The 18383-nt window shown below is 66.0% G+C and carries 18 protein-coding genes; 4 read left to right on the forward strand and 14 right to left on the reverse strand.

What is annotated here, in order from left to right:
• Positions 1-98: 98 nt before the first annotated feature.
• The 6 genes from IB232_RS21195 to IB232_RS21220 are packed head-to-tail and all read right to left on the reverse strand — an operon-like array spanning position 99 to position 6475.
• On the reverse strand, positions 99-752 hold the full coding sequence (locus IB232_RS21195) for a methionine ABC transporter permease (RefSeq protein WP_192400531.1): 654 nt from the start codon (positions 750-752) through the stop codon (positions 99-101).
• Complete coding sequence (locus IB232_RS21200; RefSeq protein WP_192400532.1) at positions 736-1806, reverse strand: methionine ABC transporter ATP-binding protein; 1071 nt, start codon at positions 1804-1806, stop codon at positions 736-738. Before IB232_RS21200 ends, IB232_RS21195 begins: the two co-directional genes overlap by 17 nt.
• A gap of 1 nt (position 1807) precedes the next feature.
• Entirely contained in the window at positions 1808-2629 is an 822-nt protein-coding gene (locus IB232_RS21205; RefSeq protein ID WP_192400533.1) for a MetQ/NlpA family ABC transporter substrate-binding protein, read from the reverse strand.
• Complete coding sequence (locus IB232_RS21210; protein ID WP_192400534.1) at positions 2622-4004, reverse strand: LLM class flavin-dependent oxidoreductase; 1383 nt, start codon at positions 4002-4004, stop codon at positions 2622-2624. The genes IB232_RS21205 and IB232_RS21210 overlap by 8 nt, the downstream gene beginning before the upstream one ends.
• A complete protein-coding gene (locus IB232_RS21215; RefSeq protein ID WP_192400535.1) occupies positions 4004-5203 on the reverse strand; it encodes an SfnB family sulfur acquisition oxidoreductase in 1200 nt (399 codons plus the stop codon). Before IB232_RS21215 ends, IB232_RS21210 begins: the two co-directional genes overlap by 1 nt.
• A gap of 3 nt (positions 5204-5206) precedes the next feature.
• Positions 5207-6475 (reverse strand): SfnB family sulfur acquisition oxidoreductase, encoded by a 1269-nt coding sequence (locus IB232_RS21220; RefSeq protein WP_192400536.1) that lies wholly within the window; start codon positions 6473-6475, stop codon positions 5207-5209.
• 228 nt (positions 6476-6703) lie between these two features.
• On the opposite strand from IB232_RS21220, the gene IB232_RS21225 reads away from it, so the two are divergent.
• Positions 6704-7930, forward strand: coding sequence for an MFS transporter (locus tag IB232_RS21225; RefSeq protein WP_192400537.1), 1227 nt, complete (start codon positions 6704-6706; stop codon positions 7928-7930).
• Here IB232_RS21225 and IB232_RS21230 read toward each other — a convergent pair.
• From IB232_RS21230 to tauA, 5 genes are all read right to left on the reverse strand, one after another.
• Positions 7927-8280: a rhodanese-like domain-containing protein gene (locus IB232_RS21230; protein ID WP_192400538.1), complete on the reverse strand. Its 354-nt coding sequence runs from the start codon at positions 8278-8280 to the stop codon at positions 7927-7929. The genes IB232_RS21225 and IB232_RS21230 overlap by 4 nt on opposite strands.
• Before the next feature lie 11 nt (positions 8281-8291).
• Positions 8292-9125 carry a taurine dioxygenase gene (gene tauD / locus IB232_RS21235; RefSeq protein WP_192400539.1) on the reverse strand — a complete coding sequence of 278 codons (834 nt, stop codon included), beginning with the start codon at positions 9123-9125 and terminating at the stop codon, positions 8292-8294.
• A gap of 14 nt (positions 9126-9139) precedes the next feature.
• Positions 9140-9973 (reverse strand): taurine ABC transporter permease TauC, encoded by an 834-nt coding sequence (tauC, locus tag IB232_RS21240; RefSeq protein WP_192400540.1) that lies wholly within the window; start codon positions 9971-9973, stop codon positions 9140-9142.
• Positions 9970-10752, reverse strand: a complete 783-nt coding sequence (tauB, locus tag IB232_RS21245; RefSeq protein WP_192400541.1) for a taurine ABC transporter ATP-binding subunit — start codon at positions 10750-10752, stop codon at positions 9970-9972. Before tauB ends, tauC begins: the two co-directional genes overlap by 4 nt.
• 85 nt (positions 10753-10837) lie before the next feature.
• Entirely contained in the window at positions 10838-11815 is a 978-nt protein-coding gene (gene tauA / locus IB232_RS21250; RefSeq protein ID WP_192400542.1) for a taurine ABC transporter substrate-binding protein, read from the reverse strand.
• A 289-nt stretch (positions 11816-12104) separates the two neighbouring features.
• Here tauA and IB232_RS21255 point away from each other — a divergent pair, with 289 nt between their 5' ends.
• On the forward strand, positions 12105-12896 hold the full coding sequence (locus tag IB232_RS21255) for an SDR family NAD(P)-dependent oxidoreductase (protein WP_192400543.1): 792 nt from the start codon (positions 12105-12107) through the stop codon (positions 12894-12896).
• Positions 12897-12954: 58 nt separating this feature from the next.
• Here IB232_RS21255 and IB232_RS21260 read toward each other — a convergent pair whose 3' ends face one another.
• The 3 genes from IB232_RS21260 to IB232_RS21270 all read right to left on the reverse strand — a co-directional run bounded on the left by IB232_RS21260 (position 12955) and on the right by IB232_RS21270 (position 15484).
• A complete protein-coding gene (locus IB232_RS21260; RefSeq protein WP_192400544.1) occupies positions 12955-13518 on the reverse strand; it encodes a TetR/AcrR family transcriptional regulator in 564 nt (187 codons plus the stop codon).
• A 94-nt stretch (positions 13519-13612) separates the two neighbouring features.
• Positions 13613-14743, reverse strand: a complete 1131-nt coding sequence (locus IB232_RS21265; protein WP_192400545.1) for a thiolase family protein — start codon at positions 14741-14743, stop codon at positions 13613-13615.
• Positions 14744-14989: 246 nt separating this feature from the next.
• On the reverse strand, positions 14990-15484 hold the full coding sequence (locus IB232_RS21270) for a PaaI family thioesterase (RefSeq protein WP_192400546.1): 495 nt from the start codon (positions 15482-15484) through the stop codon (positions 14990-14992).
• Between the two features lie 114 nt (positions 15485-15598).
• Here IB232_RS21270 and IB232_RS21275 point away from each other — a divergent pair, with 114 nt between their 5' ends.
• Positions 15599-16801: an MFS transporter gene (locus IB232_RS21275; protein ID WP_192400547.1), complete on the forward strand. Its 1203-nt coding sequence runs from the start codon at positions 15599-15601 to the stop codon at positions 16799-16801.
• An 18-nt stretch (positions 16802-16819) separates the two neighbouring features.
• Positions 16820-18220, forward strand: coding sequence for a dihydrolipoyl dehydrogenase (gene lpdA, locus IB232_RS21280; protein WP_192400548.1), 1401 nt, complete (start codon positions 16820-16822; stop codon positions 18218-18220).
• Positions 18221-18383 lie beyond the last annotated feature (163 nt).

The raw sequence follows: 18383 nt of genomic DNA on the forward strand, positions 1-18383 counted from the left end.
AATTGGCTGAGGACGCGGAGTTTACGAGGTGTAAATGAGCAGTCCGAAGCCAGTTTCAACGCAGCCTGGCCGACGATCAGGAGATCCTAAACAGGTTCTTATCCTCGTTTGTTCAGGCGCCCGGCCAGCCTGTCTCCGCCCAGCTGGATCAGGCTGACCATCGCCACCAGCAACACGATTACCGTCAGCATCACCTGCGTGTCGAAGCGCTGGTAGCCGTAGCGGTATGCCAGGTCGCCGAGGCCGCCGGCACCGATAGCGCCAGCCATGGCCGAGGAGTTGATCATGGTGACCAAGGTGATGGTGAAGCCGCCGACGATGCCGGGCAGGGCCTCAGGCAGCAGCACGTGCCAGATGATGTGCCGACGCCGGCAGCCCATGGCCTGGGCGGCCTCGATCAGCCCCAGATCCACCTCGCGCAGGCTGACTTCGGCGATGCGCGCGAAGAACGGCGTGGCGGCGATGGTCAGCGGCACCACGGCGGCCCACACACCGTAGGTGGTGCCTACCACCAAGCGGGTGAACGGGATCAGCGCGACCATCAGGATCAGGAAGGGCACCGAGCGGAACAGGTTGACGATGGCACCGAGCAGGCGGTTCAGGCGTGGCGCCTCGAACAGGCCGCCGCGGCCGCTGGTGACCAGGAATACGGCCAACGGAATGCCGGCGAGCAGGGCCAGCAGTGACGACACACCGACCATCAGCAGGGTGTCGAGCAGCCCCTGCCAGAGGCGTTCAAGCAGCAGTGGCATAGCCGATCACCTCCGCGCGATCCGCCACGCGGCGGGCGGCGCTCAACAGTTGTTCCGGTTCCAGTTCCGAGCCGGCTACTTCCAGCAACAGACGACCGAGCGGGCGGCCCTGGATGCGTTCGATGCCGCCGTCGAGCAGGGTCACCCGGCCGCCGAGAGCGGTGCCCAGGCTGAACAGGTCCGGCGCGTCGTGGCCGGCGTAGTGCAGGCGCAGCACCAGGTTGTCGTCCGGGGTCAGGCGATAGGTGCGCAGGCGCGCCTTGAGGTCGTCCGGCAACTCTTGCTGCAGCGGCGCCAGCAGGGTACGGGTGACTTCGTGGCTGGGGCTGCCGAATACGCGCCAGACCGGGCCCTGCTCGACGATCTCGCCCTGTTCCAGCACCACCACGCGGTCGCAGATGTCGCGGATCACCGCCATTTCGTGGGTGATCAGCACGATGGTCAGGCCCAGGCGCAGGTTGATCTGCCGCAGCAGGGCGAGGATGGCCTGGGTGGTCTCCGGATCCAGCGCACTGGTGGCCTCGTCGCACAGCAGGATGTCCGGATCGTGCACCAGGGCGCGGGCAATGCCGACGCGCTGCTTCTGTCCACCGGAGAGCTGCGCAGGGTAGGCGTCGTGTTTGCCCTCCAGGCCGACCAGCTTGAGCAGTTCGTCCACCTTGCGCCGGCGCTGCTCGCGCGGCACGCCGGCGACCTTGAGCGGCAACTCGACGTTCTGCCGCACGGTCTTGGCCGAGAGCAGGTTGAAGTGCTGGAAGATCATGCCGATGCGTCGGCGCAGGGCCACAAGCTGGTGGTAGTCGTACTGGCCGATGTCCACGCCGTCGATCAGCACGCGGCCGCTGGTGGGCTTTTCCAGGCGATTGATGGTGCGCAGCAGCGACGACTTGCCGGCGCCGCTGCGGCCGATGATGCCGAAGATCTCACCGTGGTCGATGGCCAGGTCGATGTCGATCAGGGCGCGCACGCCGGTGGCGTAGGTCTTGCCGACGCCGACGAAGCGCAGTTGCGCCTCACCGGTGGCCTGCGGCAGATGGGCCTGGAAGCCGCTCATCTCAACTCTCCCAGCCGGCCTGGTAGAGCTTGCCGTGGGCCTGGTCGAGGGCGGCGCGCACTTTCGGCGAATGCTGGTAGATGTCGATGAACTTGAGTACGCGCGGGTCCTTGGCCTTCTGCGGCTGGGCGACGAACTGGATGATGTACTCGGGGTGGTCGAGGCCGTCGAACAGCAGGGCGGACTCGGCGTCCAGGGTGCCGGCCAGGCGGATGTAGTGCGGGTAGCCTTGGGCCAGATCGACTTCGTCCAGCGCGCGTACCAGCTGCACGGCTTCCAGCTCGATGATCTTCAGGTGCCTGGGGTTGTCGGTGATGTCTTCCAGGGTCGCCTTGTAGCCGACGCCGGGCTTGAGCTTGATCAGCCCGGCCTTTTCCAGCAGCTGCAGGCCGCGGCCGCCGTTGACCGGGTCGTTGGCGATGGCCACGGTGGCGGCGTCCGGCAGGCTGGCGAAGTCCTTGTGCTTCTTCGAGTAGAGGCCGACGTTGTTGATCACCCCGCGCGCCACCGGCACCAGGTCGTAGCCGCCTTCTTTCTTGGCGTTCTCCAGGAAGGGGATATGCTGGAAGTAGTTAACGTCGATATCGCCGTTGGCCAGGCTGACGTTGGGCGCGATCCAGTCGGTGAACTCCACCAGTTCCACGTCCAGGCCCTGGGCCTTGGCTTCGGCCACGGCCACTTCCAGCGGCGGGGCGAAGGCGGCGGTGGTGCCGAGCTTGAGCGGTTCGTCCGCCTGGGCCAGGCCGCCGGCCAGCAGCAGGCCGAGGGCGGCGGCGCCCAGGGCGAAACTGCGTGCAGTGAAGCTTCGTAGGGTTTTACGCATGGCGAGGTTCCTTTTCTTCGGTCGGTAGATTCGGTTGCCGCCAGTGGGCGGCCGGATGTGGCGCGGCCAGGCGCGGGCCCTGGCCGAACAGCTTGTGGCGCAGGGCGCCGTCTGCGTAGGCGGTCTTGTAGCGGCCGCGCTGCTGCAGCTCGGGTATCACCAGGTCGATGAAGTCGACGTAGCTCTCCGGGGTGACGGTGCGGGTGAGGTTGAAGCCGTCCAGGCCGGTCTCGTCGATCCAGGCCAGCAACTGGTCGGCCACCTGGCTGGGCGAGCCGACCGCCTGCGGGTAGCGACCGCCGAGGGCGTGCTGCTCCAGCAGGCGGCGCTTGGTCCAGCCGCTGAAGCTCTTGACCACCGACTCGATGGCGTTGGTCTTGCGCTCGACGATGGGCTCGTCCAGGCCGAAGCCCGCCAGGTCGATGCCGGTGGAGGCGGAGAAATGCGCGATACCGGCCTCGGGGCTGGCGTGGCGCTGATACTCGGCCAGCTTGTCGCGGGCCTCGGCCTCGCTCGGCGCGACCACCACATTGATGCCCATGAATATCTTGATAGCATCGGCCGGGCGCCCCGCAGCCACGGCTGCGGCGCGCACCTTGTCGACCTGGGCGCGTACCGCCTCCTTGTTCTGCCCTCCGATGAACACGCACTCGGCGTGGCTGCCGGCGAACTGCAGGCCGCGAGCGGAAGAGCCGGCCTGGAACAGCAGCGGCGTGCGCTGCGGCGAGGGCTGGCTGAGGTGATAACCCTCGACCTGATAGAACTCGCCGTGGTGGCGGATCGGATGCACCTTGTGCGGCTGGGCGTAGATGCGCCGGTTGCGGTCGGCCAGCACGGCGTCGTCTTCCCAGCTGCCTTCCCAGAGCTTGTAGAGCACCTCCAGGTACTCGTCGGCCTGGTCGTAGCGGCGGTCGTGTTCCACCTGCTCGCTGTGGCCCATGGCGCGGGCCGCGCTCTCCAGGTAGCCGGTGACGATGTTCCAGCCGACTCGGCCGCCGGTGAGGTGGTCCAGGGTGCTCATGCGCCGGGCGAAGGTGAAGGGCGCCTCGTAGCTGAGGTTGGCGGTGACGCCGAAGCCCAGGTGCGAGGTGACGCCGGCCATGGCCGAGACCAGCAGCAGCGGATCGTTGACCGGTAGCTGGATGCTTTCGCGCAGGGTCAGGTCGACGCCGCCCTGGTACACGTCGTAGACGCCGAGGATGTCGGCGAGGAACAGCCCGTCGAACAGCCCGCGTTCCAGCAGGCGGGCCAGGTCGGTCCAGTAGTCCAGGCGGTTGAAGTCCACCGAGCGGTCGCGTGGGTGGGTCCACAGGCCGTGGTTGATGTGGCCGACGCAGTTCATGTTGAAGGCGTTGAGCAGCAACTGCTTGGCCATCAGATGGTCCCCCGGCGCGGCGGCAGGCGCTCGTTGAGGGTGTAGTCGCCGATGGCGTGGTACTTCCAGCGCACCGGGTCGTGCAGGGTGTGGGTGCGGGCATTGCGCCAGTGGCGGTCGAGGCCGTATTCGGCCAGGGTGGCGCGGCTGCCGGACAACTCCAGCAGCTTGCTGCCGAGCAGCAGCGAGGCCTCGGTACTGATCGCGCGGGCCTCGGCCACGGCGATGGAGGCGGCCGCCACGCTGGCCTCGTCCGGCGCCAGCTGGGCGCGGTCGACGAACTCGCCGGCGCGCTCCAGCAACGCCTCGGTAGCAGCCAGGCGCACGCGCAGCTTGCCGATCTCCTGCTGGGTCAGCGGGTCCTCGACGGCTGTATCTACGCCGGCATCGATCCACGGCCGCGACTTGTGCCGCACGAACTGCAGCAGGTCCTCGTAGGCGCCGCGGGCGATGCCGGTGTCGATGGCGGCGTGCAGTAACTGGGCGAAGGGGCCGACCGTGGTCGGCCGCTCGAAGGCGCTCTGGAACGGCACCACGTCGTCGGCGGCTACCGGCACGCCGTCGAACAGCACGCTGCCGCTGCCGGTGGTGCGCTGGCCGAAGCCGCTCCAGTCGTCGATCACTTGCAGGCCCTTGGCCTCGCGCGGGACGAAGGCGAGGAAGCCGACGCCGTGCTCGTCCACCGCGAGCGTCGGAATGCGCTGGGCGAACAGCGCACCGGTGCAGTAGAACTTGCGCCCGTCGATGCGGTAGCCGGTATCGGTGCGGGTCAGGCGAGTATTGCGGTCCAGCGCGGTCTTGGTGCCCAGCTCGGCCAGGGCGTTGCCGAAGCGTTTGCCGGCCAGGGCCTCGGCGTACAGGCGCTGCTGTTGCGCCGCGCTGCCGTTCACCCGCAGCACTTCCAGGGCGTAGAAGTGGTTCTGCGGAATCTGCCCGAGGGAGCCGTCTGCCTGGGCTATGCGGGCGATGACCTTGGCCAGGGTGACGCTGGACAGGCCAGGGCCGCCGAAGGCCTTGGGTACTGTGATGCCCCACAGGCCCGAGCGGCTGAAAACGTCGAGTTCCGCATGCGGCAGCTGGCGTTCGCGGTCGCGTTCGGCTGCGCTGGCGGCGAAGTCCTGGGCCAGGCGTTCGGCGATGGCCAGGGCCTGGGCGTCGTCGCGGATCTTCGCCGCGCCGGTGTTCAGAGGTGCGTTCATGGCTCAGATCCAGGAGTGGCGGTTGGGATGGCGGCCGTTGAGGTGCCAGGCACCGATGGCGTGGTACTTCCAGCGCACCGGATCGTGCAGGGTGTGGGTGCGCGCGTTGCGCCAGTGGCGGTCGAGGCCGAACTCGGCCAGCGTCGCGCGGCTGCCGGCCAGCTCCAGCAGCTTCTCGCTGGCCTGAAGACTGATCTCGGTGGTGAGCGCCTTGGCCTCGGCCACGGCGATGGAGGCGCGGGCGGCACCGTCGGCATCGATGGGCGCGGCGGCGACTTCATCCAACACGCGGCCGGCCTTGTGCAACAACGCCTCGGCGGCATGCAGCTCGACCTGCAGGCGGCCGACATCGGCGATCACGTAGGGATCGTCGCCGGCGCGCTCGACCTTGGCATCGATCCACGGCCGCGCCTTGTCACGGACGAAGGCGATGGCGTCGCGCAGCGCGGCGTCGGCAATGCCCAGGTCGATGGCGGCCTGGATCAGTTGGGAGAAGGCGCCCTGCAGGCTCGGTTGCTCGGCCAGCGGCCACAGCGGGATCAGGTTGTCCGCGTCCACTTCCACCTCGTTGAGCAGCACGGTGCCGCTGGCGGTGGTGCGCTGGCCGAAGCCGGACCAGTCGTTGACGATGCGCAGGCCCGGGCGCCCGCGCTGGATAAAGGCCAGCCAGGGCCGGCCGGCTTCGTCCAGGGCCTTGGCGGCGATCCAGTGGGCGAACAGGGCGCCGGTGGAATAGAACTTCTCGCCGCTGAACAGCCAGCGGCCATTGCGTTGGACCAGGCGCGCCTGGATGTCCTGGGTGTGCTTGCTGCCGCGCTCGGGGCCGCCGTTGCCGATGCGCCAGCCGGCCAGCACGCTGGCGAACAGGCGCCGTTGTTGTTCCGGGCTGGCGGCGACGCGCAGCAGGCCGAGCAGGCCGAACTGGTTCTGCGGGATCTGCCCCAGGGCCGGGTCGGCGGCGGATATGATGCGGAACACTTCGGCGATGGTGACGTGGGACAGCTGCGACCCGCCGAACTCGCGTGGCACGGCAATGCTGCCGAGGCCGCTGGCGGTAAAGCGCTCTACCAGCTCCCAGGGCAGACGGCGTTCGCGGTCACGGCTGATGGCTTCGGCTGCGGCGGCGCGGGCCAGCTCATGGGCGGCCTGCAGGGCTTCGGCGTCGCTGCCGAGAATGGCGGCCGGGAGCAGGGCGGGGGCGATGTCCTGGTCGGATGACTGCAGAACTTCGCGGGAGTAGCCACTGTCCTCAAGGGTAATCGGACTGGTCATGCAAACCTCATCTTGTGGATGCGCCAGCAACGGGCACCTGGGATGAGGGCGCAACGGAGCGGCGAGAAAAGTGCGGTGCTCCGGTGGTCCGGTTTTTATAGCTTATTGATTTGTTTGTTATTTCATAAATGACATTTAGGTATATGCATGTGCCCGGGAGTTGTTTGCCCGGACAGCTTTTGATCCAGTAGATTGCCCCGTTTTCTTTTCTGCCTTGGGACTTGCGCCGTGTCCGCCGAACTTTCCGTCTACCGCCAGCCTGGTTTCCTGCCTTTCCTCGCCGCCCGTGTGCTGGCCATGTTTGCCGTGCAGATCCTCGCGGTGGTGGTGGCCTGGCAAGTCTATGACCTGACCCGCGACCCGATGAGCCTGGCATATGTCGGCTTGGCGCAGTTCCTGCCGATGCTGTTCCTGCTGCTGCCGGCCGGCGACCTGATCGACCGCTTCGACCGCAAGTGGATACTCGGCCTGAGCTGGGGCGTGGAGGCGGCCTGCGCCGCGGTGCTGCTGTGGCTGTCGCTGATCCACGGGCCGGTCGAGGCCTTCTATGGCGTGCTGGTGGCCTACGGTTGCGCCCGTGCCTTTACCGGGCCTGCCTTGTCCAGCCTGCTGCCGCAGATCGTGCCGCGCGAGAGCCTGGCGGCGGCGATCGCGGCCAACAGCATGATCGTGCGCGCCTCGACCATATCCGGCCCGGTGCTGGGCGGCGTGCTCTACGCCCTCGGTGGCGGCGAGCTGACCTATGCGCTGTGCCTGCTGTTCTTCGCCGCCGGCGTGCTGATGCTGGCCTGCGTCCAGGTGCGTTTCCGCGAGGAGAGCAAGCCGCTGGAGGCCACGGCCTGGAAGCGCTTCACTGCCGGTATCCACTTCATCCGCTCGCGGCCGATCATCCTCGGCACCATCTCGCTGGACCTGTTCGCCGTGCTGCTCGGTGGCGTGGTGGCGTTGCTGCCGATGTACGCCCATGAGGTGCTGGAGGTGGGCCCGACCGGCCTCGGCATTCTGCGCAGCGCCATGGCCATCGGTGAGGTGGTGGTGGGTTTCTACCTGAGCACGCGGCCTTTCAATCGCCACGTGGGCATGCGTATGTTCATCGCGGTGGCGGTGTTCGGCCTGGCCAACCTGGTGTTTTCGCTGTCCAGCCTGTTCTGGCTGTCGTTCGCTGCGCTGATGGTGGCCGGCGGCGCTGACATGGTGAGCATGTATATCCGCTCCTCGCTGATCCAGTTCTCCACCCCGGACGCCATGCGCGGCCGGGTGAATGCCGTGAACATGCTGTTCATCGGCTCTTCCAACGAGCTGGGCGAGTTCCGTGCCGGCAGCAGCGCCGCCTGGTTCGGCGCCGTGCCGGCGGCGGTGCTGGGCAGCCTGTGCACGCTCGGCGTGGTCGGCGGCTGGATGTGGGGCTTCCGCAGCCTGCGCAGCGTGGACCGCTTCGAGGATGCGGCGCCTTAGTCCGGCTCGGCAAGGAAGGCGGTAAGGCCGCCCTCGATGGACGCGACGTTGCTGTAGCCGAGACGCTGCAGCTCATCGGCGGCCAGGGCGCCGCGATTGCCGCCACGGCAGTAGCAGAGGATCGGCGCCTGCCTATCCGGTTGCAGCTCGGCCACACGCCGGGCCAACTCTTCGCCGGGTACATGGCGGGCTCCCTCTATATGGCCTTCGGCATATTCCTCGTCACTGCGCACGTCCAGCAGCAGGCTGCCGGCCTCGATGCGCTGCCGAGCCTCGGCCGGTGCGAGTTGCACTATTCGGCCCTTGGCCTCGGCGGCGCGCCGCAGGAACTCCTCGTCATGCTGGGGCATGTCTCACTCCCCTATACAGGCTTGTCGCCGAGAATGGTGGCGCGGTGCATCACCCGCCGCGCCGGGCGGTAGTCGTCCACCGCGTAGTGCTGGGTGATGCGGTTGTCCCAGAAGGCCACGTCGTTCTCTTGCCAGCGCCAGCGAATACTGACTTCCGGCCGGGTGCTATGGGCGAACAGGAAGCGCAGCAGGGCGTCGCTCTCGGCCGGCTCCAGCTCGTTGATCCGCGTGGTGAAGCCCTCGTTGACGAACAATCCCTTGCGCCCGGTGACCGGGTGGGTACGCACTACCGGGTGCGTCACCGGAGGGTGCTGGCGCTGCACCTCGTGGTAGCGCTCCAGCGCCTCGGGCGTGTTGCCGAAGCGCTCCAGCGGAAACGAGCGGGTGAAATCGTGGCTGGCGGTGAGGCCGTCGAGCAGGCGTTGCAGCGGCTTGGACAGCGCCTCGAAGGCCGCGCTGTTGCTGGCCCATAGGGTGTCGCCGCCATAGGCCGGTAGCTGCTTGGCGGTCAGCACGGCGCCGAGGGCCGGGGTCTCCAGGAAGGTCACGTCGGTGTGCCAGATGGCGTTGTCGCGCACGTCGGTGACGGCCGTGTCGAGCACCAGCACTTCCGGCTGCTCGGGGATGTTCGGGTAGATCGGGTGGATGTGCAGATCACCGAAGCGCGCGGCGAAGGCCGCCTGTTGGGTGGGCTCGATCGGCTGGGCGCGGAAGAACAGCACCTGATGCTCGAGCAGGGCCTGTTCGATGTCGCGCTGGTCGGCGTCCGCCAGCGGCTTGCGCAGGTCGATACCGCCGACGATGGCGCCCAGTGCCGGGCTCAGGGGTGTGATGGTGAGGCTCATGACTACTTTCCGAATCAGTGGGCCTGGCCGTGCCAGGGCACCAGCTTGCGTTGCAGGGCGCGCAGACCCAGTTCCAGGGCGAAGGCGATCACCGCGATCAGCAGGATGCCGAGGATCACCACGTCGGTGACCAGGAACTGCGCCGCCGACTGCACCATGAAGCCGAGGCCGCGTTGGGCGGCGATCAGCTCGGCGGCGACCAGGGTCGACCAGCCGACGCCGAGGCCGATACGCACGCCAGTGAGAATGTCCGCCAGGGCGCTGGGCAGGATCACGTGGCGCACCAGTTGAGCGGGCGTAGCACCGAGGGTCTGGGCGGCGCGCAGCTTGGCCGGGTCGACGCTGCGCACGCCGGTGGCGGTGGCGATGACGATGGGTGCGAAGATCGCCAGGTAGATCAGCAGCACCTTGGACAGCTCGCCGATGCCGCACCAGATGACGATCAGTGGCAGGTAGGCCAGCGGTGGAATCGGCCGGTAGAACTCGATCAACGGGTCGACCAGGCCGCGTACCACACGGCTGCGGCCGATGGCGATGCCCAGTGGAATGGCGGTGAGCACCGCAAAGAATAGGGCCAGGCCGATGCGCCCGAGGCTGGCGCCCAGGTGCTGCCACAGGCTGGCGTCCAGATAGCCTTCGCTCATCAGCTTCCAGCCGCGCGCCAGCACGGTCTGTGGGCTGGGCAGGAACAGGGGCTCGATCAGCCCGGCGGTGGTCACCGCCCACCAGATCCACAACAGGCTGCCGACGCTGATCAGGCCGAGGGCGAACAAACTGAGCTGGCGTGGCGCGCGGGCGGCCTGCTGTTCGGCCTCGCTCTTGGCGTAGACGAACTCGTAGCTGCTCATGCGTGCCTCCTCTGGCGTTCGGCGAAGACCTGAGCGAGCACGTGCTCGCGGGTGGCAATGAAATCGGGATCGGATTTGATGGCGCGGGCGCTTTCGCCGGCGGCGTAGCGTTTGCCGAAGTCCAGGTGCAGGCGCTCGGCGATGCGTCCCGGGTTGGGCGCCAACAGCACCAGATCGGTGGCGAGGAATACGGCTTCCTCGATGTCGTGGGTGATCAGCAGCACCGGCTTGGCGGTGCGCCGCCAGACCTGCAGCAGCAGTTCCTGCATCTGTTCGCGGGTGAATGCATCCAGCGCGCCGAAGGGTTCGTCCATCAGCAGCACGCGCGGTTCGGCGGCCAGGGCGCGGGCCAGGCCGACGCGCTGTTTCTGTCCACCGGAGAGTTCCCAGATGCGCCGCTGTTCGAAACCGGCCAGGTCGACCAGGGCCAACAGCTCGCGGGCCTTGGCCTCGCGTTGCGCGCGCGGTACTCCGGCCAGCTGCAGGCCGAAGGCGACGTTGGCCAGCACGTTCTGCCAGGGCAGCAGGGCGTCGTCCTGGAACACCACGCCGCGCTCGGCGGAAGGGCCGGTGACCGGCACGCCGTCGAGGCTGATGCGTCCGCTACTTGGTTTGGTGAAGCCGGCGATGAGGTTGAGCAGGCTGGTCTTGCCGCTGCCGGACGGGCCCAGGGCCACCAGCAACTGCTCGGGCCCGAGGGTCAGGGAAATGTCTTGCAGTACCGGTTCGGCCGCGCCGGGGTACTGTGCGCCGAGGCGCTCCAGTTCGAGTAGGGCCATGTTCTTCTCTTCAGGTTGGGTGCATCCGGCGATGGCCTCCCTGCCGTCGCCGAACCTCACTCCGTTAGGAGCGAGGGCCCGATGCTCAGTTGGTGACGTACTGGTTGCTGACGTAGGGCGCGTAGTCAGGCAGCACGGCGTCGACCTTGCCTTGCTCCTTGAGGAACTTGGCGGTGTCGGTGATGGCCTGGGTGGTCGGCGCGCCGAGGGCGGTAGCCTGGTCGGCGGCCAGCGGGAAGACGTTGCCCTGCAGCAGCAGCGGGATGTCCTCGGCCTTGGCGCCGGAGAGTTTCACCAGCTTGGCGATGTTGTCCTGTTCGGCCAGCCAGGCTTTCGGGTCCTGGCGGTAGTCGGCGTAGGCGTCGAGGGTCACCTTGGCGAAGGCGCGCACCACTTCCGGGTGTTTCTCGGCGAAGTCCTTGCGCACGATCCAGGCGTCGAAGGTCGGTGCGCCCAGCTCGCTCAACTCGCCGGAGGTGATCAGCACCTTGCCGTTTTCCTTGGCCACGCCCAGGGCCGGGTCCCATACGTAGGTGGCGTCGATGTCGCCGCGCTTCCAGGCGGAGATGATGGCCGGCGGCGCCAGGTTGAGGACCTGCACCTTGGCCGGGTCGATGTTCCAGTGCTTCAGCGCAGCCAGCAGGCTGTAGTGGCCGGTGGAGACGAAGGGTACGGCGACTTTCTTGCCGATCAGATCTTCTGGCTTGCTGATCTTGCTGCCGTCGCGGGCAACCAGGGCCTCGGCGGCGCCGATCTGGGTGGCGATCAGGAAGGTCTGTACCGGCAGCTGGCGGGTGGCCGCGGCAGCCAGGGGGCTGGAGCCGACGTAACCGATCTGCACGTCGCCGGAGGCAACTGCGGTGATCACTTCGGCGCCGCCATCGAATTTGCGCCAGACGATCTCGGACTTGCTGGCTTTCTCGTAGGCGCCATCGGCCTGGGCGACTTTGGCTGGGTCGACGGTGGTCTGGTAGGCGACGGTGAAGTCGGCGGCAGCGGCAGTCAGGCTCAGGCTGGAGAGGGTCAGTACGGCCAGCACGCGGCGGGCGAAGGGAATGCTCATGGTGATGCTCCTCGGGCGGGCACGTACCGTTCCGGGGAAGGTCGAGCCACTGGACAGATGTCGTTCTTCTTGGGGGTTTGTCCGGTGGTCCGGTAGAGCAAAGCTAAGTGATAAAAATGGAATAGATAAATAATTTTTTAGACTATTTTTATATTCATAAGTCGCGCTTCGCTGTTGGCTTCTATCGTGGCCATAGGAAAAAGGCGATTGTTTAATGATATCCATCATATAGCATGACGACCGTAATCCAGCGAGCGCTGGCCAACAACACAGAAGCGGAGAGACGAAGATGAGCAAACAACTGGGCAAGGCGCTGATCACCGGCGCATCGGCAGGCATCGGAGCTACCTACGCCGAGCGTCTGGCCCGCCGCGGTCACGACCTGCTGCTGGTCGCGCGTGACATTCAACGTCTGGAAGCCATGGCCGACCGCCTGAGCCAGGAATATGGTGTGAAGGTGGAGGTGCTCAAGGCCGATCTGGGTGACAAGGCCGAGCTGAGCGCAGTGGAAGCACGCCTGCACAACGACGCCGAGATCGGCCTGCTGGTGAACAACGCTGGCATCGCCACCAACGGCACCCTGGCCGAAGCCGATCTGGACCTGGCCGAGAAGCTCATTCAGCTCAACGTCGTGGCGCTGACCCGCCTGGCTTCGGTGGCCGCCAAGCAGTTTAGCGCTCATGGCCGTGGCGCGATCATCAACCTCGCCTCGGTGGTCGCCCTGGCGCCAGAGATGTTCAACGCCGTGTACAGCGCCTCCAAGGCCTATGTGCTGAGCCTGACCCAGACCCTGAACGGTGAGCTGGCGGGCAAGGGCGTGCAGGTACAGGCTGTGCTGCCGGGTGTGACGCGTACTGAGATCTGGGAGCGCAGTGGCATGGACGGCAGCAAGCTACCGCCGGAGATGATCATGGAAGTGGGCGAGATGGTCGACGCAGCGCTGGCCGGGTTCGACCAGGGCGAGCTGATCACCATCCCCTCGCTGCCGGATGCCGCCGACTGGCAGGCCTTCGTCGCCGCCCGCGGCGCGTTGGGCCCGAACCTGTCGCGTAACCATGCGGCACCGCGCTACAAGCGTTGAGGTGGAAAGCAAAAAAAGCCCTCGTGGGTGACTGCGAGGGCTTTTTGTTGCCTGCCGATCAGGCCTCTTCGACCTGCTCCAGCAGCAGCTTGCGGGCCGAGCTGAGTAGCTGCTCGGCCAGTTCTGGATCGGCGATGCTGCGCGACAGCACCAGGGCGCCGACCATGCTCGAGAGAATCAGCGCGCTCTGCGCTTCGGCATCTTCGCCGGGCAGGTTGCTGGCAATCATCTGCAGGCGATCGCGCACGATCTGGTCGGTGACCGGGCTTGGCTGGCCACGCTGGCCCAGCTCGGCGGAGATGGTCGGCAGCGGGCAGCCTGCACCTGGTGCCTTGCAATGGGCCGAGGAGAGATAGCGCTTGATCAGGGTCTGCAACGGCTGCGGGCTCTGCTCGACTTCGTTGAGATTGGTCTTGAGCTGATCGGCGCTTTGCTGCAGCGCCTGCTCGACCAGATCGTCCTTGGACTTGAAGTGCGCATAGAAGCCGCCGTGGGTCAGGCCCAGGGCCTTCATCAGTGGCTGCAGGCCGGTGGCCAGCACGCCGTCGCGGCGAAAGCGCAGGGCAGCCTCGTCGACGATGCGTTGGTGGGTCTTGGCTTTGTGGTCTTCGGAATAGCGCATGGCGGTCAGTTCCAGGCAGGAATTGGAATGCTGACCTTCATCTTACACGCTGAGGAGGGAATGCGGGCGCGGCGAGGAGCCGCGCCCGTGTTGGTCAGACCGCTTCGAGCAGCGTGGCTACACCCTGGCCGCCGGCGATGCACTGGGTTGCGATGGCGTAGCGACCACCAGTGCGCTTGAGCAGCGACGCGGCCTTGCCAGTAATGCGCGCGCCGGTGGCGCCCAGGGGGTGGCCGAGGGCGAGGGCGCCGCCATCGATGTTGACCTTGGCCATATCCAGGCCCAGCTCGCGCACGCAGGCGATGGACTGGCTGGCGAAGGCCTCGTTGATCTCGACCAGGTCGATGTCGTCGATGCTCAGGCCGGCGCGTTCCAGCACCTTGCGGGTCGCGACCACGGGGCCCATGCCCATGATTTCCGGGGCGCAGCCGCCGACGGCGACGGCCTTGATGCGGGCCAGGATGTCCAGCTTGTGGCGGCGGGCGAACTCTTCGGTACAGACCAGCACGGCGGCACTGCCGTCGGTGAGAGGCGAGGAGGTGGCGGCGGTGACGCTGCCGCCGAAGGCCGGCTTCAGCCCGGCCAGGGCTTCGGCATTGGTGCCGGGACGGATGCAGCCGTCTTCGTCGATCACCCCTTCAGGGGTTTCCACGGCGAGTATCTCGTCCTTGAAGTAGCCGAGCTCACGGGCGCGCACGGCCTTGGCGTGGGACTCGACCGCCATGGCTTCCTGCTCCTCGCGGCTGATCTCGAAACGCTTGGCCACTTCTTCGGCGGTATGTCCCATGGCCATGTAGACCTGCGGGAAGCTGCTCATCAGCGCTGGGTTGGGCGAGATGTTGAAGCCGCCCATGGGCACGCGGGTCATGGATTCCACGCCGGCGCAGAGGAAGGCCTCGCCGGCACCGAGCATGATCTGCCCGGCGGCGAAGTGCACCGAGGTCATCGACGAACCGCAGAAGCGGTTGACCGTGGCACCCCCGAGGGTCTCGGGGAAACCGGCGCGGAAGCTGGCGATGCGGGCGATGTTCATGCCCTGTTCGGCCTCTGGATAGGCACAGCCCATGATCACGTCTTCCAGCAGGCTGGGGTCGAGATCGAGCTTGTTGACCAGCCCCTTCAGTACCTGGGCCGCCAGGTCGTCCGGACGCAGATTGATCAATCCGCCTTTCTTGGCGAAGTGGAAGGGGGAGCGGGCATAGCCGGCGATCACGATGGAGGTCATGGCTGTAGTCCTGTGATGGTGAGGGAGGCGTGGATTCGCCATCCGCAGAAATATGATAGGAGTAATTCAAACGACCGTATAGATGTCGAATGTAATTTAATGATTGGTGGGTTCTATCGAGGTGATTGGTGGGTGAGCAATCCAGCTGGTCGGGAGGTGCGGGGCTGCCGTTGTAAGCGTACTGGCGGCCCGCGAGGTTGGTCAGCCGCGTAAATCGAGAATCATGCAGGTGGTGGAGCCTACCGCCTACAGGCGGTCATCCACGTCATAAAGCCGACCCTCGGCCAGTGCGGTGGAACGGCCCAAGTGGACGACGCGTCCCTCGGCGCGGATCGGTCCGGTGCTGGCGGTGATGGCACGCACGTAGCTGATGCGCAGATCCATGGTGGTGTAGCCCTGGCCGGTTTTCAGCTGGGTATGCACGGCGCAGCCCATGCAGGAGTCGAGCAGGGTGGCCGCGTAGCCGCCATGCACGCTACCCAGCGGGTTGTAGTGGCGAGCGTCGGGCGTGCCCTGGAACAGGAAGCGGCCCGGTTCCCATTCCAGCGGAATGAAGTCGACCAGATGACCAAAGGGCGGGCTGGGCAGCTCGCCACTGCCGATACGGTCAAAGAATTCCTGAGCGCTCAGCTCGCTGACCTGTTTCAGCGACAGGGTGCCGGGCTTACCCAGCTTGGTACGGGCGCTACGCTCGGCTTCCAGCCAGTTGGCGAGGGTCTGTTCTCGGGTAGTTGTTTGCATGCTTGGCTCCTGTGAATGGCAATGAATGATTGGCATCATTCCATATTTTATATTATGGTCAAAATATAAATGTGCGGCGCCATTCCTGGGTGCTGCAGATGTGGGAGAAATGCAATGTCGAAGCCAACCAGAACCCTGCTGCTGATCCTTATGACGCTTACAGCACTAGGCGAGATTTCCACTCAGCTATTGATCCCCGCGCTCGCGGAGCTGGAGCAGGGTTTTGCGGCCAAACCAGGGTCGAGCCTGGCCGCGTTGTCGATATTCGTGGCGGCATTCGGGCTCGGCCAGCTGATCGTCGGGCCGCTGTCCGATCGCCTAGGGCGGCGACCGGTGTTGGTGACCGGGTTGCTGGTGTACCTGGTAGCGACCGGCTGGATGTTGCTGGCTGGGGATCTCACTGAGCTCATCGCCGCACGGGCGCTGCAGGGGCTGGGTGCCTGTTCGGCGCTGGTGCTGGCGCGGGCCGTGGTGCGCGATGTGTGGAAGGCCGAAGCCGGGCCGGCCTTGGCGCTCACGGTCATCGGCATGCTGACGTCCATCGCTCTCGCGCCCATGTTCGGCGGTCAGCTGACTCAGCATTGGGGCTGGCAGGCGCCAGTGCTGGCGGCGTTCTCGGTCGGCAGCATCGCGCTGCTCGCGGTGCTGTTCCTTTATAGGGAGAGCAATGCGCAGCTTGATCCGCGTGCCGGTCGCCTGCTTGGCCTGGCGGGCGACTATTGGGATCTGCTCCAGGGGCGCTCGCTGCGTACCTTTGCGCTGACCCTGGCCTTCACCTATGGCGCTATGTTCGCAGTGATCGCCGGCTCATCCGCTGCCTATATAAAACTGCTTGGCCTGAGTGCGGCGGAGTATGGCCTTACTTTTGGCGCCATCGTCTCCGGGCTGATCGCCGGGGCGTTGTTCACCCAGAAGAAGATTCTCCAGCTCGGCCCGCAACGTATCGTCGCTATCGGCGTCGCCCTGGTCGCGAGCGGCGCGGCATTGACGGTACTGGTGCACGCTCTGTTTGGGCTCTCGGTGCTTGGCCTGTCTCTACCGCAGGTACTCGTGACCATCGGCGGTGGCATGGTGCTGCCGGCGTCGGTGGCCGGCGCTGTAATTCCCAATGCGCATCGTGCTGGCCTGGCGGCGGGCTTCATGGGCTTTGCCCAGATGGCGGGTGCAACCCTGGCCGGGGTGCTACTCGGTCTTCTGCAGGACGGCACGTCCTGGCCTATGGTTCTTCTTCATGGCCTGTTCGCCACCGCGGCCTTTGCGGCCTTCCACCTGTTGCGCCGTGGTTCGAGCGCCGCGTTATTGCCGGCTAGTCGCTGATTCGAGAAGGAGTGCTTCATGAGTGCATACGATGTCGTGGTGATCGGCGGCGGCCCTGGCGGCTACAACGCCGCCATCCGGGCTGGCCAGCTCGGGCTCAAGGTTGCCTGTGTCGAAGGGCGCGAGACGCTTGGCGGCACCTGCCTGAATGTGGGCTGCATGCCATCGAAGGCGCTGTTGCATGCATCGGAGCTTTATGAGGCAGCGAGTGGCAAGGAATTCGCCAACCTCGGCATCGAGGTTAAGCCGATGCTCAATCTGCCGCAGATGATGAAGCAGAAGGATGAGAGCGTCGCCGCGCTGACCAAGGGCATCGAGTTCCTCTTTCGCAAGAACAGGGTCGAGTGGATCAAGGGCTGGGGCAAGCTGGCCGGGGCAGGGCGGGTGCAGGTGACGGCGGCCGACGGCAGCCAGACCGAGCTGCAGGCCAAGGACATCGTGATTGCCACCGGCTCCGAGCCGACCCCTTTGCCGGGCGTGACCATCGACAACCAGCGTATCCTGGATTCGACCGGTGCGCTCTCCCTGCCGGAGGTGCCCAAGCATCTGGTGGTGATCGGCGCAGGAGTCATCGGCCTGGAGCTGGGTTCGGTCTGGCGCCGGCTTGGCAGTGAAGTGACGGTGGTCGAGTACCTGGACCGAATCTGCCCTGGGCTGGACGATGAGACGGCCAAGACGTTGCAGCGCTCGCTGAGCAAGCAGGGCATGAGCTTCAAGTTGGGCAGCAAGGTCTCCGGGGCGGTAGTGAAGGGCAATGGGGTAGAGCTGAGCATCGAGCCGGCCGCAGGTGGTTCGGTCCAGGTGTTGGAGGCCGACTATGTGCTGGTGGCCATCGGTCGTCGCCCTTACACCGAGGGGCTGGGCTTGGAGAACGTGGGCCTCGCTACAGACAAGCGCGGCATGCTGACCAATGAGCATCATAAGACCTCGATCCCGGGCATCTGGGTGATCGGTGATGTCACCTCAGGGCTGATGCTGGCACACAAGGCAGAAGACGAGGCGATCGCCTGCATCGAGAAGATCGCCGGCAAGGCTGCCGAGGTGAACTATGACGTCATCCCCAGCGTCATCTATACCAAGCCCGAGGTGGCCTGCGTCGGCAGGACCGAGGAGCAGCTCAAGACGGAAGGGCGCGGCTACCGCGTCGGCAAGTTCCCCTTCACTGCGAACAGCCGCGCCAAAATCAATCACGAAACCGAAGGCTTCGTGAAGGTGCTGGCCGATGAGCGAACCGACGAGATCCTCGGCGTCCATATGGTGGGGCCGAGCGTGAGCGAGATGATTGGCGAGTACTGTGTCGCCATGGAGTTCGCCGCGTCATCCGAAGACATCGCGCTGATCTGCCATCCGCATCCAACCCGCTCCGAGGCGCTGCGCCAGGCCGCCATGGGTGTAGAGGGCTGGATCATGCAGGCATGAGTTCCCTTCTTATATAGGGAGAAGCGGGAATTGCAGAAACTTTGCAGAAAGGAGTTGACGGTTAGATTTGGTCCCCTATAATGCGCACCACTTCCGGCGCAGTCCTCTCGGAAAACTCCTTGAAATTCAAAGAGTTGGATGAAAAAAGAGATTGACCGGATGG

Origin of the sequence: Pseudomonas sp. PDM15, from assembly GCF_014851565.1 — a bacterium.
Classification (GTDB): Bacteria; Pseudomonadota; Gammaproteobacteria; order Pseudomonadales; family Pseudomonadaceae; genus Aquipseudomonas.

What these genes read in the sequence shown, in the direction of transcription:
- tauA (WP_192400542.1), bottom strand. Translation starts at nt 11,815, where the DNA reads ATGAGCATTCCCTTCGCCCGCCGCGTGCTGGCCGTACTGACCCTCTCC.
- IB232_RS21210 (WP_192400534.1), bottom strand. Translation starts at nt 4,004, where the DNA reads ATGGCCAAGCAGTTGCTGCTCAACGCCTTCAACATGAACTGCGTCGGC.
- IB232_RS21220 (WP_192400536.1), bottom strand. Translation starts at nt 6,475, where the DNA reads ATGACCAGTCCGATTACCCTTGAGGACAGTGGCTACTCCCGCGAAGTT.
- IB232_RS21205 (WP_192400533.1), bottom strand. Translation starts at nt 2,629, where the DNA reads ATGCGTAAAACCCTACGAAGCTTCACTGCACGCAGTTTCGCCCTGGGC.
- lpdA (WP_192400548.1), top strand. Translation starts at nt 16,820, where the DNA reads ATGAGTGCATACGATGTCGTGGTGATCGGCGGCGGCCCTGGCGGCTAC.
- IB232_RS21255 (WP_192400543.1), top strand. Translation starts at nt 12,105, where the DNA reads ATGAGCAAACAACTGGGCAAGGCGCTGATCACCGGCGCATCGGCAGGC.
- tauB (WP_192400541.1), bottom strand. Translation starts at nt 10,752, where the DNA reads ATGGCCCTACTCGAACTGGAGCGCCTCGGCGCACAGTACCCCGGCGCG.
- IB232_RS21270 (WP_192400546.1), bottom strand. Translation starts at nt 15,484, where the DNA reads ATGCAAACAACTACCCGAGAACAGACCCTCGCCAACTGGCTGGAAGCC.
- IB232_RS21200 (WP_192400532.1), bottom strand. Translation starts at nt 1,806, where the DNA reads ATGAGCGGCTTCCAGGCCCATCTGCCGCAGGCCACCGGTGAGGCGCAA.
- tauD (WP_192400539.1), bottom strand. Translation starts at nt 9,125, where the DNA reads ATGAGCCTCACCATCACACCCCTGAGCCCGGCACTGGGCGCCATCGTC.
- IB232_RS21275 (WP_192400547.1), top strand. Translation starts at nt 15,599, where the DNA reads ATGTCGAAGCCAACCAGAACCCTGCTGCTGATCCTTATGACGCTTACA.
- IB232_RS21215 (WP_192400535.1), bottom strand. Translation starts at nt 5,203, where the DNA reads ATGAACGCACCTCTGAACACCGGCGCGGCGAAGATCCGCGACGACGCC.
- IB232_RS21265 (WP_192400545.1), bottom strand. Translation starts at nt 14,743, where the DNA reads ATGACCTCCATCGTGATCGCCGGCTATGCCCGCTCCCCCTTCCACTTC.
- IB232_RS21260 (WP_192400544.1), bottom strand. Translation starts at nt 13,518, where the DNA reads ATGCGCTATTCCGAAGACCACAAAGCCAAGACCCACCAACGCATCGTC.
- IB232_RS21195 (WP_192400531.1), bottom strand. Translation starts at nt 752, where the DNA reads ATGCCACTGCTGCTTGAACGCCTCTGGCAGGGGCTGCTCGACACCCTG.
- tauC (WP_192400540.1), bottom strand. Translation starts at nt 9,973, where the DNA reads ATGAGCAGCTACGAGTTCGTCTACGCCAAGAGCGAGGCCGAACAGCAG.
- IB232_RS21230 (WP_192400538.1), bottom strand. Translation starts at nt 8,280, where the DNA reads ATGCCCCAGCATGACGAGGAGTTCCTGCGGCGCGCCGCCGAGGCCAAG.